A 14,647-nucleotide genomic window follows, 5' to 3' on the forward strand; every position below is an offset into this window, starting at 1 on the left:
CCCTAGACTTGTCGGCACTATGCAGAGCGTCGCCGAGTCCCTCGCGCGCCTGCGCGAAACCGCCGAGTCGCCCGTCGTTTCGCGTCTCGCCCGAGCATTCGCCGATGCCGGCCACGAACTGGCCCTCGTCGGCGGACCGGTGCGCGACGCCATGCTCGGCCGCGCGGTGCATGACCTGGACTTCACCACGGATGCCCGCCCCGAGCACACCATCGAGATCGTGAAGCCGCTGGCGGATGCCTGGTGGGACATCGGCCGCAGGTTCGGCACGGTGGGCGCCCGGCTCGGTGACGACACCGTCGAGATCACGACGTACCGTGCCGACAGCTATGACGGGGCGACCCGCAAGCCGGAGGTCGAGTTCGGCGACACCCTCGAGGGCGACCTGGTGCGCCGCGATTTCACGGTGAACGCGCTCGCGCTGCGGGTGCCGCAGGTCGTGATGGTCGACCCGTCCAACGGCGTGGACGACCTGCTGGCCGGGGTTCTGCGCACACCGATCTCGCCTGAGGTGTCGTTCGGCGATGATCCGCTGCGCATGCTGCGCGCCGCCCGGTTCGCCTCCCAGCTCGGGTTCTCGGTGAGCGACGACACGGTGGCGGCCATGGGCGAGATGGCCGACCGCATCGAGATCGTCAGTGCCGAGCGCATCCGTGACGAGCTGGTGAAGCTTTTGACGAGCGACGACCCGAGACCGGGGCTCGAACTGCTGGTGCAGACGGGGCTGGCCGATCGCATCCTCCCCGAACTGCCGGCGCTACGCCTGGAAATAGACGAGCACCACCACCACAAAGACGTGTACCGCCACACGCTCACCGTGATCGAGCAGGCGATCGGGTACGAACGGGAGCGGCATCCGGGCGAGGCGCCCGACCTCGTGCTGCGCCTGGCCGCGCTGCTGCACGACATCGGCAAACCGGCCACGCGTCGGCTCGAGCCGGGCGGGGTGGTGAGCTTTCACCACCACGACGTGGTCGGTGCGAAGCTCGCGCGCAAACGGCTGCGGGCGCTGCGGTTCGACAACGAGACGGTGGATGCCGTCAGCCGGCTCGTCGAGTTGCACCTGCGGTTCTTCGGTTACGCCGACGGCGCCTGGACCGACTCGGCGGTGCGCCGTTACGTGCGTGACGCGGGCGACCAGCTCGAGCGACTGCACGAGCTCACCAGGGCCGACGTCACCACGAGAAATCGCCGCAAGGCCGACCGGCTCGGATTCGCGTACGACGACCTCGAGGACCGCATCGCCCAGCTGCAGGCCCAGGAGGAACTGGAAGCCGTACGCCCCGACCTCGACGGCACCGACGTGATGCGCATCCTCGACCTGAAGCCCGGGCCGGAGGTGGGCAAGGCGATGAAGTTTCTGCTCGACCTGCGGCTCGACGAGGGCCCGCTGGGCGCCGAGGAGGCCGAGCGGCGCCTGCGGGAGTGGGCACGCGGGAACTGACGGCGGCGATCACGCATTCGGCGAGAGGGCGCCGTCCGTCACGGTGACGAGGTTGTGGACGGCACCAGCCGCACACCGACGACCGTGGCGATCGGCTCGCGCTGACCGCCGCAGTGCACCACGTGGTCCCCGTCGACCGTGACCTGCGTGGCGTGCGCACGCAGGGCATCCGCGACGGCATCCAGCCGGTCTGAGACGTCTACGACGAACGCACCGGGCGCGTCGGGAGCCACGAGTTCGACGAACGGCACGTCGGCGGCACCGCTGGCCAGGAGCGCCGCTCGGCGAATGCACCGGTGGTCCGGATGCCCGTACCCTCCCTGGTCGTCGTAGCTCACGACGACATCCGGGCGCGAGTGACGGATGAGAGCGAGCACGTCGGCCACCACCTCCGGCTCGGGTGCCAACGTGAGGGCGTCCGCGGGCGCGTCGTCGACCGGACCGGCAACCGTCGGGGTGACCCATCGCATCCCGGAGTCGCTGTAGCAGCGCGGCGGAAGACCGTCGGCGCGGGCGGGAGGTTCGCCCAGGAAGTATGCATCCGCGATTCCCAGCGCGTGCACGGCCCGCCTCAGCTCGTCCAGCCGGATGCCCGCGAGCACGTCGGGGTCGTCGCCCACCCGCTCCCGCAGCTCGGGCACGATGCCGCCGCGCTCGCCGCGGGTCGCGGTGAGCAAGGTCACTCGCACCCCACGCTCGACCAGCCGGAGGATCACGCCGCCGGAGGAGAGCGTCTCGTCGTCGGGATGCGCGTGCACGAACAGCACCGAGCGCGCGCCCTCGAACGGGTCGGCCGCATCCGAACTGTCGGCCGGGGGCCCGGGCTCTTCCAGCTGGCTCATGCGCAGTTCCGCCACGATGCGTGGTCGGCGTGCCCGAGGAGCTCGCGGTACACCCGCACCGTCTCGCGTGCGGTGCGATCCCAGGAGCGCTCCGCCGCGAAACGGATGCCCGCCGCCGACTGCGCCTCCCACAAGGGGCGGTCGTCGAGGAGCGCGCCGAGCCGCTGCGCCCACTCCCGCGGATCCCGCGACGACAGCAGCACCGCCTGCCGGTTGACCGCCTCGACCAGGCCGCCGGACGCCGACGCCAGCACAGGAATGCCGCTCGCCTGTGCCTCGAGGGCGACGAGTCCGTACGTCTCGGAGTGCGACGGAACGAGCACCGCGGAGGCGTGCGCGAACAGTTCGGCGAGATCCTCGCGCGTCAGCGGTCCGGCGAATCGCACGCGCTCGGTCACATCGAGCTCGGCGGCCAGCGCTCGAAGCTCGTCGACGTGCCGCTCATAGCCGTCTGTGGGACCGCCGGCGATCACGAGATCGGGCCGCCGGGCATCCGGAAGCGCGGCGATGGTGCGGATGGCGAGGTCGAGCCCCTTGAGCGGCTCGATGCGTGCAGCGGTCACGACGTACGGACGAGGCTCAGTGCGGCGGGAGCCGCGGTGGAACAGCGTGGCATCCACTCCGGGCAGCACGACGTGCACCCTGTCGGCGCTCGCGCGGAGCCGGCCCACGATCGTGCGCTGCTCGGCATGGCTGACCGCGACGACGGCATCCGACTCCCGTGCCAGCTGCGCCTCACCGGTGAGGCGTCCGGGCGATTCCGGCCGCTCCCCCTCGGCGAGCTGCGTGGACGGATGTGCCGCAATGCTGTGAAAGCTCTGCACGTGCGGCACGCAACGGTCGCGCGCGAACGGCAGCCCGGCCATTCCGGCCAGCCAATGGTGCGAATGCACGACGTCGACGTCGTCGACGTCATCGAGGCCGACGCGGAATGCGGCGACGAATGCCTCCTGCTCGCCCTTCGGCCGGAGTGCGGCGGGCCCGGCATCGATGAGCCGCAGCACCACGCCCGACGGACGGGTGCTCACCGCGGGCAGGTCGGGCGTGAAGCGCCGCGTGATGACCTCTACGCAGTGGCCATCGGAGGCCATGCGCTCGGCCGTCGCCCGCACGAGCACGTTCATGCCGCCGACGTCGCCAGACCCGGGAGCAGCGAAAGGCGACGTGTGCAGCGCCACCACTGCGATGTGCAAGGGTCGTTCGGCCATGTCTCCAGCGTAGGTACGTGGCGCGGGTTCGCCGACGGGACCGGCATCCGGTATGCTTACCAGGTTGTCCGGCCGCAGGCATCCGCCCGTGAGCACGACGACGATGCACATACCCTCCTGCTGCAGAAAGCCTGCAGCCGTTCTAGTCCAGAGGAGGTGGGTTAGTCATGCATCAGTACGAGTTGATGGTCATCCTCGATCCGGAGATCGATGAGCGCACCGTTGCTCCCAGCCTTGACAAGTTCCTCAACGTGATCCGCACGGATGGTGGAACCATCGACAAGGTAGACATCTGGGGCAAGCGCCGCCTGGCGTACGAGATCAACAAGAAGTCCGAGGGCATCTACGCCGTCGTCGACTTCACGGCGAACTCGGATTCCACGCAGGAGCTCGACCGCCAGCTGAACCTCTCGGAGGCCGTCATGCGCACCAAGGTGCTGCGTGCCGAGGAAGCCATCGCCCAGGTCGCCGCTGCGCAGAAGCGTGCCGACGAGAAGGCGGCCCGCAAGGCCGACAAGGCGAGCGCCTAAGGCCATGGCTGGCGAGACCATCATCACCGTGGTGGGCAACCTCACCGCCGACCCGGAGCTGCGCTACACGCAGAACGGGCTGGCCGTTGCCAACTTCACCATCGCATCCACTCCCCGCACCTTCGACCGTGCGGCGAACGAGTGGAAGGACGGCGAGGCCCTGTTCCTGCGCGCGAGCGTCTGGCGCGACTTCGCCGAGCACGTGGCGGGATCGCTGACCAAGGGCTCGCGGGTCATCGCGACCGGGCGTCTCAAGCAGCGGTCGTACGAGACGAAGGAAGGCGAGCGGCGCACCTCGATCGAGCTCGAGATCGACGAGATCGGGCCGTCGCTGCGCTACGCCACCGCGTCCGTCACGCGCGCTCAGTCGTCGGGAGGCGGCCGCATCGGCGGTGCACCCAGCGACGACCAGTGGGCGCCATCCACCCCGCAGGGGTCCGACTCGAGCTCCGACGTGTGGAACGCGCCGGGCAGCTACAACGACGAGACCCCGTTCTAACAATCGCTTCTGCGGATGCCTGACTGACGGCATCCGCTCACAAGTAAGGAAAGACCATGGCTGGAAAGTCGAGCGGCGACCGCCGCAAGCCGATCCGCAAGGGTAAGGACGGAAAGAACGCCGCTCCGGCGAAGACCGTCCGCGTCGGCGTCATCGATTACAAGGATGTCGCCACCCTGCGCAAGTTCATCTCGGAGCGCGGCAAGATCCGCGCCCGCCGCATCACCGGTGTCTCCGTACAGGAGCAGCGCCTCATCGCGAAGGCCGTGAAGAACGCCCGCGAGATGGCCCTGCTGCCCTACGCAGGCTCGGGCCGTTAGGAGTCACCCATGTCGAAACTGATTCTGACGCACGAGGTCTCCGGCCTCGGTTCGGCCGGTGACGTCGTCGAGGTCAAGAACGGGTACGCCCGCAATTACCTCATTCCGCAGGGCTTCGCGATCGCGTGGACCCGCGGCGGCGAGAAGCAGGTCGAGCAGATCAAGTCCGCGCGTGCCGCGCGCGAGCACGCGACCATCGAAGAGGCCCAGGACCTCAAGCTGAAGCTCGAGGCCACCAAGGTGAGGCTGACCGTCAAGGCCGGCGCCGAGGGTCGTCTCTTCGGCTCCGTGAAGACGGCCGACATCGCCTCAGCGGTCGAGGCGGCCGGCATCGGCGCCGTCGACAAGCGCAAGATCGAGATCGGCGCACCGATCAAGACGGTCGGGCAGCACGAGGCCACGATCAAGCTGCGCGACGACATCAACGCTACGATCACCCTCCAGGTGGTCGCCGCCAAGTAGTCGTCCGAGCCGAGAACGGGCCGCATCCTCCTCGTGGGATGCGGCCCGTTTCGTCTGCGTCGGCACCCTTTTGAGGGCTTGCCAAGCGTGGATCGGAGCTACCATCCGATCGCTTCTTCCGCAATGTTTGTCCACACCTCGGGAGTGTCGCGGAGTGTCGTCGCCACAGGCATCCAACAAGTTTTCCCACACAGGGCTGGGATAACTTTTATGCTGATCAGTGGAGACATCCTCGTGTGATTCAGTGAGTTATCCCCAGATGTACTCACACCTTCTGCACATCGCCCCCGGCGTTTCGCCCAGACTCTCCACAAAGTTATCCACAGGGCAAGTTGTGGCGGATGATCCGCCCTCCCTAGTGTTGGTCAGCGTTGCACCGCGGTGTGTGGCCGGAACGCGAATCGCGGTCTTTGTCGGGGGTGGCTGAGACCGTGTAAGAGCACGGCCGGAAGCCACCGCAGCCGCGTCGTGCCCGCAGAAGGCGAGCGACACGGGGAGCGCACACCGCAACAGGAACACCGTCGGAGACGCCGGTCATGAGGGAGGAGGTCTGGGTGTCGATCGCACACCTGGGTCTGGCAGATGGCCGGCCAGCATCCGAGAGCCGCTCCACCGAGCGCACCCCTCCTCACGACCTGCTCGCCGAGCAGAGTGCCCTCGGCGGCATGCTGCTGAGCAAGGATGCGGTGGCCGACGTCGTCGAGACCGTGCGCGGCGGCGACTTCTACATTCCCAAGCACGAGGTGATCTACGAGGCGATCCTGTCGTTGTACTCGCGCGGGGAGCCGACGGACGTCATCGCGGTCACCGACGAGCTGACCAAGACCGGTGACCTCAGCCGCGCCGGTGGCCCCGAGTACCTGCACACGCTCACCAGCCTGGTGCCGACCGCCGCGAACGCGGGCTACTACGCCGAGATCGTCGCCGAGCGCGCGCTGCTTCGCCGTCTCGTCGAGGCCGGAACGCGCATCACGCAGATGGGCTACAACGGCGAGGGCGAGGTGCTCGACCTCGTCAACGAGGCGCAGGCCGAGATCTACTCGGTGACCGGCTCGAACGACAGCGAGGACTACATCCCGCTGACGGATGCCGTCACCGCCGCCATCGACGAGATCGAAGCGGCGAAGCACAAGGACGGCAGCATGACCGGCGTGCCGACCGGTTTCGCCGACCTGGATGAGCTGACGAATGGCCTGCATCCGGGACAGATGGTCATCGTCGCGGCGCGTCCCGCGCTCGGAAAGTCCACGCTCGCGCTGGACTTCGCCAGGGCGGCCGCGATCAAGCACGACTTGCCGACGATCTTCTTCTCGCTCGAGATGGGGCGCAGCGAGATCGCGATGCGTCTGCTGTCGGCCGAGGCATCCGTTCCGCTGCAGAACATGCGCAAGGGCACGGTCGACCAGCGCGACTGGACGACCATCGCCGCCACGCGTGGACGCATCAACGACGCGCCCCTGTACATCGACGACAGCCCGAACATGACGCTGGTCGAGATCCGGGCGAAGTGCCGCAGGCTCAAGCAGCGGGTCGGGCTCAAGATGGTGGTCATCGACTACCTGCAGCTGATGACGAGCGGCAAGCGCGTCGAGAACCGGCAGCAGGAGGTCAGCGAGTTCTCTCGTGCACTGAAGCTGCTCGCCAAGGAACTGCAGGTGCCGGTGGTGGCGCTGTCACAGCTGAACCGTGGCCCCGAGCAGCGTGCAGACAAGCTGCCCGCTCTGGCCGACCTGCGTGAGTCCGGATCGATCGAGCAGGATGCCGACGTGGTGATCCTGTTGCACCGCGAGAGCGCCTACGAGAAGGACAACCCCCGCGCCGGCGAGGCCGACCTGATCGTTGCGAAGCACCGCAACGGGCCGACTCGCACGGTGACGGTCGCGTTCCAGGGGCACTTCTCGCGGTTCGCCGACATGGCGCCGATGTAGTTGTAGGTTCCGCTTGAAGATGGCCGATTCCACGGAAGATGGCCGCCAGATGGCCGATCGGCCAGGTTGCTCGGTATCCAGATTCGATTGGGGTGCGGCCAGCGCTCAGGTGTTGACGGGCCGCACTGGTTCAACGAGAACCGGCTGCGCTCCGCAGTCGGACGCCTCACACCCATCGAGAAGGATAACGAGTACTACCGTGAGACGGATTCCCAGCACCAGCCGGCGCTGGGAGAAACCCGCCCTCCAGTAAACCCGGGGCGATTCACTATGCCACCCAGGTGCAGACCGACGAGCGAACGACTGACGACGTGATCGAATGGATCGCCAGTGACCGCGGGCTCGCGCTTGAGCAACCACGGCTGACCCGTTGGAACTACCAGTTGCGCCGCCTCAAAGTCGGATTCGACCACATTCGATGACTACGCCTCCGCACTGCCCGCGGACGGATCGTCGGATGGCGGACGTCTGGTTGGCTTGCAGATGGACCAAGACAGGAGCTACGAGTCGGCGATCGTGCTGAGCACAAAGCAGGCACGAGCGACTGCGTTCTGGTCCTCGGGGCTGAGTGCGGATAGCTGTACATCCAGCCAGGCGTTGCGCTGGGCGCGAGTCGCGACGGCCAGCTCGGCGCCTTCGGGGGTGGTGCTGAACAGTACCTTCCGGCGATCGCTTGGATCGGGTGTGCGGACAGCGTAGCCGGCCGAGGTGAGCCGGTTCACGCTCTGACTCATCGATGCGGGGGAGACCTGGCCGCGTTCGCTGAGTTCGGTCAGGGTGTGCGGACCGCTCTTCTGCAGGAAGGTAAGGACTTCAAGTGCGGCGTCGCCGAGGGCACCTTCGGCACGTTCGCTACGAAACCGCCGGTAGAGCTGCCCGACCGTCGATCGCACACGAGCGCCGAGCGCGGACTCTTCCGCTGTACCGAATTGGTCGAGGCTTGCATCCGTCTCCATAAGTTATTAGTCTACCTAATAGAAAGTCTTTAGTACACCTAAACACCGGATCTCCCCCCGATCGCCGATGCGTCCTCGCCGGAGCGTCCCATGACATCACTCATCACTGCCAACCCGTCGAGCGTGACCGGTAAGCCGTTCTCGTGGCGGTTCACCACGCCGTTGTTCGTGGGGTCGGCGTTGAACGCAATCAACAGTTCGATGATCGCGACCGCGCTGGTCGGCCTGGGCAGTTCCTGCGCGTGCCCAACGGCAATGATGCTCATCCCGCGGCGTGCAGCGGCCGCCGGGTTTGACCGTCCGCCAGGTGGCGTGCTCGGTGGTTTGCAGATCGCAGGCCTTGCCACGGCCGCGTTCGGTCTGCCCATCGGCGGCGTCCTCGTCGAGGCCGCCGGATGGCGTTCCGTGTTCTTCGTCAACGTCCCCGTCGCGCTTATCGTCCTGACCACAGCGCTGATCTGGATTCCGCGCGACCCGGCCCAGCAGGCGCCGCGGAACGGCCATGAGGTCGTCTCCCGCGTCGACTCGACCGGCATCATCGGCTTCGCGTTGGCGATGACCGCGCTGCTGGCGTTCCTGTTCTCGCTCCCCGAACCGGACTGGATCATCCTCGTGGCGGCCGTTGTCCTGTTCGCCGCGCTACTCCTCTGGGAGCTGCGCGCGAAGCATCCGTTCGTGGATGTGCGGCTGCTCGTGCACAACGGGACGCTGATCCGCACGTACCTGCGCTATGCGCTCATCGCCCTGTGTGTGTACATCGTCCTTTACGGTCTCAGCCAATGGCTGGAAGCCGCGCACGGCGCGACCGCTCTCAGCGCAGGACTGCTCCTTCTTCCGACGAGCGTCATCTCCGGTCTCGTAGTCGTGCCGACCTCTCGCCGCAACCTTGTCCGCGGACCCGTCATCGTCGCCGGCTTGGCGAGCCTGGTCGGCTCCGCCAGCGTGTTGTTGTTCGCGTCGGACACGAACATTGTCTGGATCGTTCTGATCACCCCGCTCGTCGGCGTCGCACTCGGTACCGGGGCCAGCGGCAACCAGATCGCCCTCTACACCCAAGCCCCACCCGAAAAGCTCGGCGTCGCCTCAGGACTGTTCCGCACCTTCGGATACATCGGCTCCATCGCCTCCTCCGCGATCACCGGAATCGTCTTCCGCACCGGCGTCAACGATGCGGGCCTCCACCTCATCGCGCTCATCATGATCAGCGTCAGCGTCCTCGCGATGGCGCTCTGGGTCCTCGACCGCCAGCTGCACACCTGAACGTCCCACCAATCAGGCCTGAAACAGGCAGAAAGAGATGGAACCATGCCCGCCAACCCCCTCGGCGTCCTGCTGCGCAATCGCCATGCCGGAGAGCACAGACTCGCCTGGGGGCGCCCGGACATGCAGGCACCTGAGAGCTTCACCCTCACCAGCCCCGCGTTCCAGCACGGCACCTCCATTCCCGAACGCCACCGGGGGCATCTGCGCGGTCCGAACATCTCACCTGCCCTCGCCTGGACACCGCCTCCGGCAGGCAGCGCGGAGCTCGTGCTCATCGTGCAAGACCCCGACGCCCCGATCGGCAAGCCCGCCACCCACGGTCTCGCCATCGGCATCGCCCCCGACCTCGGGGGCATCCCCGAGAACGGCCTCGCCCACCCCAGCAGCGTTCCCGGACTTACACACGGCAAAGGCGCCCTCGGCCACCGTGGCTACATCGGCCCCCTACCTATGCGCTCGCACGGACCTCACACCTATGCCTTTCAGCTCTTCGCCCTCGATCAGCGACTCGAGCTGCCCGACACCTACACCCTCGACGACGTGCTGAAGGCCATCGCCGGCCACGTCATCGCCCGCGCCCGACTCGACGGCATCTACGAAATCCGCTAACCCAGCCGACGAGTCATCCACACAACTCGATCCGCACGGGCCCGCCGCGTACAGGCGCTCGTGAGCGTGCCCCCTTGTGAAACATGGTGGCCGATATCTTCTGTAGGAATGCGCCATCTCGCGCGGAATCCGTGCTCGATATCGCCGCCAAGTCCCGCTGAACCTCCGGCGATCACCGACATCCCGACGCGGGACCTACATGTACCTGTCGGGCGATGGCGTGATCTTGTCAGGTGAGGCTGCGCCCGAGGGATTGTGCGATTCCGCGCGCGACGTCGGGCGCATCGTCGACCGTCTCGTGGCCGGCGAACGCAGCGAGGAAGCCCTGGTGGAACGCAGCACCGACAAGGAGGCGAGCGGCCGAAGCACAATCAGCGCCCGGGGCGATACGGCCTGATGCCTGCTCGGCCTTGAGATATGCCTCCACCGCACGAACCGGCTTATCAGGACCCTGGCCGCGCTCGGCGATGCCTTCACGGTGCTGACGTAGTAGCGAAGGGGAACTGAACACTGAGGCTGCGATCGGGAACGCCGCGACGAAGAAACTCATCAGATCTTCAACGAGGACGGTGAGGTTCTCGACCAGGTCGCCCTCACCTGCCGCTGCACTGATAGCGGCTTGCGGAATGCGCTCTTGCAGAACTGCCAGGAAGAGCTCCTGCTTGTCCGCGAAGTGCTTGTAGAGCATGGCCTCCGAGTAGCCGGCCTGGAGCGCGATCTGCTTCGTGGTCGCCTTCGCCAATCCCAGCGAATGCATCACCTCGAAGGCGGCATCGAGGATGCGTTCACGAGGCGGCTTGACGGAGGAAAGAGAAGCCATGTTGAATATCATAGTAAGTAAGTATTCACTCACCATTGATTGAGAGAACTCCATGCGCGTTGCCGTCCTTGGCGCATCCGGACGCTCGGGAAGTGCCGCCGTACAACACGCCCTTGCCGCGGGACACGACGTTGTCTCGGTCGTACGCGATCAGGCAAGGGCTCCGGCGGGCACGATGATTGCCGTCGCTGATGCTCGCCACACCGCCGCATTGGCCGAGGCGATCCACGGCGCCGGTGCTGTGGTGTCATGTGTCGGGCACGTTGCAGGCCAGGATGATCCCGCGCTGCTCCGCGACGGCGCAGCCGCGCTCGTCGAAGCCATGGCCGTCGCGAGCGTGCAACGCCTGGTGGCGATCTCGGCCGCCGCTGCGTACGTCGCCGGGGATGATCCCGTGTCTCGATACCTCGCCAAGCCTCTACTGGAGCGAATACTGAAAGCCAACAACGTGGACACGCGTGCGATGGAAGACGTGATCCGGACAAGCAGCACCGAATGGACCCTGCTACGGCCCTCTCGCCTGGTGACGGGCGAAGGCTCACCCCGTTACCGAAGCGGAATCGAACGTGCGGTCTGGTGGCATTACAACACCAGGTTTGACACCGTGGGCCGGGCGGCCATCGACGCGTTAGCACGTTCTGACTGGTCGCGCCACGCCATCTTCATCACCGGCTAGAAGCCTCGGCTCCTCGGCGGCATCCGTACACGGAAATACCGCATTGCCTATGATCGCCAGGTGCGGAACGCGGGGCTGGAAAGCCGAGGTAGGACATCGCGGTGGAGTCAGCGCCGGCGGCTGTCGATCGTGCTGGGACTGAACGCCGCACTGATCCTCGCCCTGGCCGTGGTCGGCATTGCCGCGAACTCGGTGAGTGTGCTCGCCGCGGCAGCCGACACGGTGGGTGATTGCTTCGGGCTGATCATCGGACTGATCGCGGTGACGGTGCGCGATCGCGACCCGGACCACCCGCAGGCGCACCGGCCGATCGCCATTGCGGCATTGATCAACTCAGTGCTGCTGCTGGCGGTCACGGCCTCAGTGGTGATCGAGGCGGCGGCGCGGCTGCTGGCCGGTTCATCGCCTGTGGAGGGGCTGCCGGTGGTGATCGTGGCCGTGATCACGATCCTGGTCATGTTGGCCGGAGCCTGGGTGCTGGGCGCCTCGGCCGCCTCCGAGGATCTGCACATGCGTTCAGTTCTGCTGGACGCCCTCGCGGACGCCTCCGCGGCCGCGGGCGTCGCGATCGCCGGGGTCATCATCCTGGCCACGGGAGGCCTGTACTGGCTGGACCCGGTGCTGGCATTGATCATCTCCGCTGTCATCGCGATCGCCGCGGTGCGACTATTGATCAAGGCCGTGGCGGCCTTGCGCGGCGAAGACGTCGACTTCGACGACGACTAACAGCCCCGGAGACACCCACGCAGAGGGGGAACAGGATGCCGTGGACCGACTCCGCGGTAATGAGTCAGAAAACCGACATCGTTCTCCTACGCATCGGCTGGATCTGCCTGGCGGTCGTCAGCCTCGGCATCCTCGCGTTCGGCGTGATCGTGATCGCCGTCCCATCGGGCGCCGGCCAGTTGCTTTACATCGCAGACGGGCTGGCTTGCATCGGGCTCGGCCTATACGGCGGCCTGCTCACACTGATCCCCTACCGACGACGTGAGACTTGGGCGTGGTGGGCGATCTGGTTCTATCCCGTCTTCTGGGCAGCCCACCTGATCTTCCGCCTGCCGCCCGGAACCGATCATGTCCACCAGTACGCATTCATCGCCCTCTCACTGATCGGTCTTCTGCTCCCGATCCGGAGCTTCTTCCCGCCAGGAACCGACGCCCGGCGCCGGACATCGGCTCCCGTAACACGACAGAAAGATCAATGACAGGGACCAGACACGCTCATGCCCGACTTCTCCGAACCGGGTTCGTCCTGGAGGGAATCACGCTGGCGTGGAACGTCGTCGGCGTCGTCGTGCTGGCCGTTCTGGCGATCACGTCGGGTTCGGTCGCTCTGGCCGGGTTCGGCCTGGACTCTCTCATCGAGATTGGCGCGAGCGTCGTCGTGCTGTGGGAACTGTCCGGCACCGGCGAGCAACGCCAGCGGATCGCGCTGCGACTGATCGGTGCAGCGTTCATCGCACTGGCGGTCTACCTCCTGGTGCAGACCGCGATCGCTCTCCTCACCGGGCACCGGCCCGGCGCCAGCATCGCCGGCATCGTCTGGACTGCCATCACCGCAATATGCATGTTCACACTCGCCGGGCTGAAGACCCGAACAGGGCGTGCCCTGAACAATCCCGTGCTGCGCACCGAAGGGCACGTGACGATGATCGACGGGCTCTTGGCCTGCGCTGTCCTCCTCGGTGTGCTGCTGAACACCGTGCTCGGATGGTGGTGGGCGGACTCCGCCGCCTCCCTCGTCATCGTGTACTACGCGGTCCGTGAAGCCATCGACATTTACCGCACAACACGGACTGAACCAGACCCATGAGCGCGGCGGGTGCTGGATCCACCGGCGACCGACCACGGATTCTCGCGACCGAAGGTCATTCGATGGTGAGGGTGGCCGGTGTTGCCGGAGGCGTCCGGAGAGCGCCGAGTGATCCGGTTACGCGGCGTTCTCTTCGCGAGTCGCGGCCAAGCCCTCCGCAAGCGGAGTGGTCGGCCGGCCGATGAGGTCCCTGAGCGTGGGGGTGACATCGGCGAGGGCTCCGTCGCGGATATTGCCGTCGAGCGCGACCACGAATCCCGCCGTGCCGTCGTCGAGACCCGCTGCGGTCAGGATGGCCGCGTGCGCCTCGGGCGTTACATCCCGGTAGCGAACCTCGCGACCCAGCAGCGGTCCGGCGGCCCGGGCGAGGTCGTGGAACGTCCACGCGACGTCGCCGCTCAGCTCGTAGACAGCGCCGTCATGACCGGGGGTTGTCAGCACGACCGCGGCCGCATCGGCGAAATCGCGACGCGAAGCGCTGGCGACTCGTCCGGTTCCGGCGCTGCCGATGATCTCGCCCGTGGCCGCCGCGCTTTCGAGCGTGCCGGCGTAGTTCTCCGTGTACCAGTTGTTGCGCAGGATGGTCACAGGCAGCCCGGAGGCCGCCAGAAGCCGTTCTGTCTCCGCGTGCTCGGGTGCGAGTACGAGGTCGCTGTCCGTCGCATGCGGCGCGCTCGTGTACACGACGCGGCCGACTCCCGCCTTGCGCGCGGCGTCGATCGCATTGCGGTGCTGGTCGACGCGCTTGCCGACCTCCGAACCCGAGACGAGCAGCACCGCTTCCGCACCCGTGAATGCCGGCACCAGGGTCTCGGGGCGGTCGAAGTCGGCCAAGACGGTCTCGATGCCGCGGGCGGAGAACGAAGCCAAGCGCTCGGTGTTGCGGCCCGTCGCCCGGATGTGCGACGCGGGGACTCCGCGCTCGAGCAGCGAGTCGATGACGAGGTGGCCGAGGTGCCCGGTTGCACCGGTGATGACGATGGTCATGAGAGGTTCCTTTCGATCGGTCACTGGTCAGAACCCGCTCACCGACGCATTACTTCCCGATCTGAGGTACCCACCTTTTGGTAAGTTACTGACGTGGATGCCAGTTTCAGCGCGTCGCCTGATAGTTACGGATTCACCGATGGAGTACTCCCGGCGGCCTGTCCTAGTGTCCTGATCCGTTAATTCGTTTCAGGTATCGGGCGATGGAGTCGAGGATGTCTTCGGCGGTTTTGGTCCAGATGAACGGTTTCGGGTTCTCGTTCCAGGCGGTGACCCAGTCGCGGAGGTCT

General features: G+C 66.7%; 18 protein-coding genes and 1 pseudogene. 13 read left to right on the top strand and 6 right to left on the bottom strand.

The window, feature by feature from the left end:
- Nucleotides 1–19 precede the first annotated feature (19 nt).
- Nucleotides 20–1,444 (top strand): CCA tRNA nucleotidyltransferase, encoded by a 1,425-nt coding sequence (locus tag ACYVII_RS14930; protein WP_460536476.1) that lies wholly within the window; start codon nt 20–22, stop codon nt 1,442–1,444.
- A gap of 38 nt (nt 1,445–1,482) precedes the next feature.
- Here the strand turns inward: ACYVII_RS14930 and ACYVII_RS14935 are convergent, their stop codons facing one another.
- Together ACYVII_RS14935 and ACYVII_RS14940 are read right to left on the bottom strand one after the other, a co-directional pair.
- Entirely contained in the window at nt 1,483–2,286 is an 804-nt protein-coding gene (locus ACYVII_RS14935; protein WP_460536478.1) for a PIG-L deacetylase family protein, read from the bottom strand.
- Nucleotides 2,283–3,494, bottom strand: a complete 1,212-nt coding sequence (locus ACYVII_RS14940; protein WP_460536480.1) for a glycosyltransferase — start codon at nt 3,492–3,494, stop codon at nt 2,283–2,285. The genes ACYVII_RS14935 and ACYVII_RS14940 overlap by 4 nt, the downstream gene beginning before the upstream one ends.
- Nucleotides 3,495–3,661: 167 nt before the next feature.
- Here ACYVII_RS14940 and rpsF point away from each other — a divergent pair, with 167 nt between their 5' ends.
- The 6 genes from rpsF to ACYVII_RS14970 all read left to right on the top strand — a co-directional run bounded on the left by rpsF (nt 3,662) and on the right by ACYVII_RS14970 (nt 7,655).
- A complete protein-coding gene (gene rpsF / locus ACYVII_RS14945) occupies nt 3,662–4,024 on the top strand; it encodes a 30S ribosomal protein S6 (protein WP_440295106.1) in 363 nt (120 codons plus the stop codon).
- A 4-nt stretch (nt 4,025–4,028) separates the two neighbouring features.
- Entirely contained in the window at nt 4,029–4,523 is a 495-nt protein-coding gene (locus tag ACYVII_RS14950; RefSeq protein WP_460536482.1) for a single-stranded DNA-binding protein, read from the top strand.
- A gap of 56 nt (nt 4,524–4,579) precedes the next feature.
- Nucleotides 4,580–4,843: a 30S ribosomal protein S18 gene (gene rpsR / locus ACYVII_RS14955; protein WP_170025587.1), complete on the top strand. Its 264-nt coding sequence runs from the start codon at nt 4,580–4,582 to the stop codon at nt 4,841–4,843.
- 9 nt (nt 4,844–4,852) lie between these two features.
- Nucleotides 4,853–5,305 carry a bL9 family ribosomal protein gene (gene rplI, locus ACYVII_RS14960; protein ID WP_460536484.1) on the top strand — a complete coding sequence of 151 codons (453 nt, stop codon included), beginning with the start codon at nt 4,853–4,855 and terminating at the stop codon, nt 5,303–5,305.
- Between the two features lie 554 nt (nt 5,306–5,859).
- A complete protein-coding gene (gene dnaB, locus ACYVII_RS14965; protein ID WP_460536487.1) occupies nt 5,860–7,233 on the top strand; it encodes a replicative DNA helicase in 1,374 nt (457 codons plus the stop codon).
- Nucleotides 7,234–7,514: 281 nt separating this feature from the next.
- Complete coding sequence (locus ACYVII_RS14970) at nt 7,515–7,655, top strand: hypothetical protein (RefSeq protein WP_460536489.1); 141 nt, start codon at nt 7,515–7,517, stop codon at nt 7,653–7,655.
- A gap of 78 nt (nt 7,656–7,733) precedes the next feature.
- On the opposite strand, the gene ACYVII_RS14975 is transcribed toward ACYVII_RS14970, so the two are convergent.
- Nucleotides 7,734–8,189 (bottom strand): MarR family winged helix-turn-helix transcriptional regulator, encoded by a 456-nt coding sequence (locus ACYVII_RS14975; RefSeq protein ID WP_460536492.1) that lies wholly within the window; start codon nt 8,187–8,189, stop codon nt 7,734–7,736.
- A 90-nt stretch (nt 8,190–8,279) separates the two neighbouring features.
- Between ACYVII_RS14975 and ACYVII_RS14980 the strand changes: the two genes are divergently transcribed.
- Together ACYVII_RS14980 and ACYVII_RS14985 are read left to right on the top strand one after the other, a co-directional pair.
- Nucleotides 8,280–9,449: an MFS transporter gene (locus ACYVII_RS14980; RefSeq protein WP_460536494.1), complete on the top strand. Its 1,170-nt coding sequence runs from the start codon at nt 8,280–8,282 to the stop codon at nt 9,447–9,449.
- Between the two features lie 45 nt (nt 9,450–9,494).
- Nucleotides 9,495–10,061: a YbhB/YbcL family Raf kinase inhibitor-like protein gene (locus tag ACYVII_RS14985; RefSeq protein WP_460536496.1), complete on the top strand. Its 567-nt coding sequence runs from the start codon at nt 9,495–9,497 to the stop codon at nt 10,059–10,061.
- A 229-nt stretch (nt 10,062–10,290) separates the two neighbouring features.
- On the opposite strand, the gene ACYVII_RS14990 is transcribed toward ACYVII_RS14985, so the two are convergent.
- The gene (locus ACYVII_RS14990) at nt 10,291–10,935 is read right to left on the bottom strand and encodes a TetR/AcrR family transcriptional regulator (protein ID WP_460536498.1); all 645 of its coding nucleotides are present in this window, start codon (nt 10,933–10,935) and stop codon (nt 10,291–10,293) included.
- Here ACYVII_RS14990 and ACYVII_RS14995 point away from each other — a divergent pair.
- The 4 genes from ACYVII_RS14995 to ACYVII_RS15010 are packed head-to-tail and all read left to right on the top strand — an operon-like array spanning nt 10,934 to nt 13,370.
- Nucleotides 10,934–11,557: an NAD(P)-dependent oxidoreductase gene (locus ACYVII_RS14995; protein WP_460536500.1), complete on the top strand. Its 624-nt coding sequence runs from the start codon at nt 10,934–10,936 to the stop codon at nt 11,555–11,557. The two genes, ACYVII_RS14990 and ACYVII_RS14995, sit on opposite strands and share 2 nt — an antisense overlap.
- A gap of 60 nt (nt 11,558–11,617) precedes the next feature.
- Nucleotides 11,618–12,283, top strand: coding sequence for a cation diffusion facilitator family transporter (locus tag ACYVII_RS15000; RefSeq protein WP_460536502.1), 666 nt, complete (start codon nt 11,618–11,620; stop codon nt 12,281–12,283).
- A 59-nt stretch (nt 12,284–12,342) separates the two neighbouring features.
- Nucleotides 12,343–12,762, top strand: a complete 420-nt coding sequence (locus ACYVII_RS15005; RefSeq protein WP_460536504.1) for a hypothetical protein — start codon at nt 12,343–12,345, stop codon at nt 12,760–12,762.
- A complete protein-coding gene (locus ACYVII_RS15010) occupies nt 12,759–13,370 on the top strand; it encodes a cation diffusion facilitator family transporter (protein ID WP_460536506.1) in 612 nt (203 codons plus the stop codon). The genes ACYVII_RS15005 and ACYVII_RS15010 overlap by 4 nt, the downstream gene beginning before the upstream one ends.
- Before the next feature lie 117 nt (nt 13,371–13,487).
- Here ACYVII_RS15010 and ACYVII_RS15015 read toward each other — a convergent pair whose 3' ends face one another.
- Together ACYVII_RS15015 and ACYVII_RS15020 are read right to left on the bottom strand one after the other, a co-directional pair.
- Entirely contained in the window at nt 13,488–14,357 is an 870-nt protein-coding gene (locus ACYVII_RS15015) for an SDR family oxidoreductase (RefSeq protein WP_460536508.1), read from the bottom strand.
- A 163-nt stretch (nt 14,358–14,520) separates the two neighbouring features.
- A pseudogene (locus ACYVII_RS15020) lies at nt 14,521–14,647 on the bottom strand (IS630 family transposase); the annotation flags it as partial.

It is taken from the genome of Humibacter ginsengiterrae (genome assembly GCF_054780115.1).

Excerpts from the sequence above, each read along its gene's own strand:
- ACYVII_RS14930 (WP_460536476.1), top strand. The coding sequence starts at position 20 with ATGCAGAGCGTCGCCGAGTCCCTCGCGCGCCTGCGCGAAACCGCCGAG.
- ACYVII_RS14935 (WP_460536478.1), bottom strand. The coding sequence starts at position 2,286 with ATGAGCCAGCTGGAAGAGCCCGGGCCCCCGGCCGACAGTTCGGATGCG.
- ACYVII_RS14940 (WP_460536480.1), bottom strand. The coding sequence starts at position 3,494 with ATGGCCGAACGACCCTTGCACATCGCAGTGGTGGCGCTGCACACGTCG.
- rpsF (WP_440295106.1), top strand. The coding sequence starts at position 3,662 with ATGCATCAGTACGAGTTGATGGTCATCCTCGATCCGGAGATCGATGAG.
- ACYVII_RS14950 (WP_460536482.1), top strand. The coding sequence starts at position 4,029 with ATGGCTGGCGAGACCATCATCACCGTGGTGGGCAACCTCACCGCCGAC.
- rpsR (WP_170025587.1), top strand. The coding sequence starts at position 4,580 with ATGGCTGGAAAGTCGAGCGGCGACCGCCGCAAGCCGATCCGCAAGGGT.
- rplI (WP_460536484.1), top strand. The coding sequence starts at position 4,853 with ATGTCGAAACTGATTCTGACGCACGAGGTCTCCGGCCTCGGTTCGGCC.
- ACYVII_RS14975 (WP_460536492.1), bottom strand. The coding sequence starts at position 8,189 with ATGGAGACGGATGCAAGCCTCGACCAATTCGGTACAGCGGAAGAGTCC.
- ACYVII_RS14980 (WP_460536494.1), top strand. The coding sequence starts at position 8,280 with ATGACATCACTCATCACTGCCAACCCGTCGAGCGTGACCGGTAAGCCG.
- ACYVII_RS14985 (WP_460536496.1), top strand. The coding sequence starts at position 9,495 with ATGCCCGCCAACCCCCTCGGCGTCCTGCTGCGCAATCGCCATGCCGGA.
- ACYVII_RS14995 (WP_460536500.1), top strand. The coding sequence starts at position 10,934 with ATGCGCGTTGCCGTCCTTGGCGCATCCGGACGCTCGGGAAGTGCCGCC.
- ACYVII_RS14990 (WP_460536498.1), bottom strand. The coding sequence starts at position 10,935 with ATGGAGTTCTCTCAATCAATGGTGAGTGAATACTTACTTACTATGATA.
- ACYVII_RS15005 (WP_460536504.1), top strand. The coding sequence starts at position 12,343 with ATGAGTCAGAAAACCGACATCGTTCTCCTACGCATCGGCTGGATCTGC.
- ACYVII_RS15010 (WP_460536506.1), top strand. The coding sequence starts at position 12,759 with ATGACAGGGACCAGACACGCTCATGCCCGACTTCTCCGAACCGGGTTC.
- ACYVII_RS15015 (WP_460536508.1), bottom strand. The coding sequence starts at position 14,357 with ATGACCATCGTCATCACCGGTGCAACCGGGCACCTCGGCCACCTCGTC.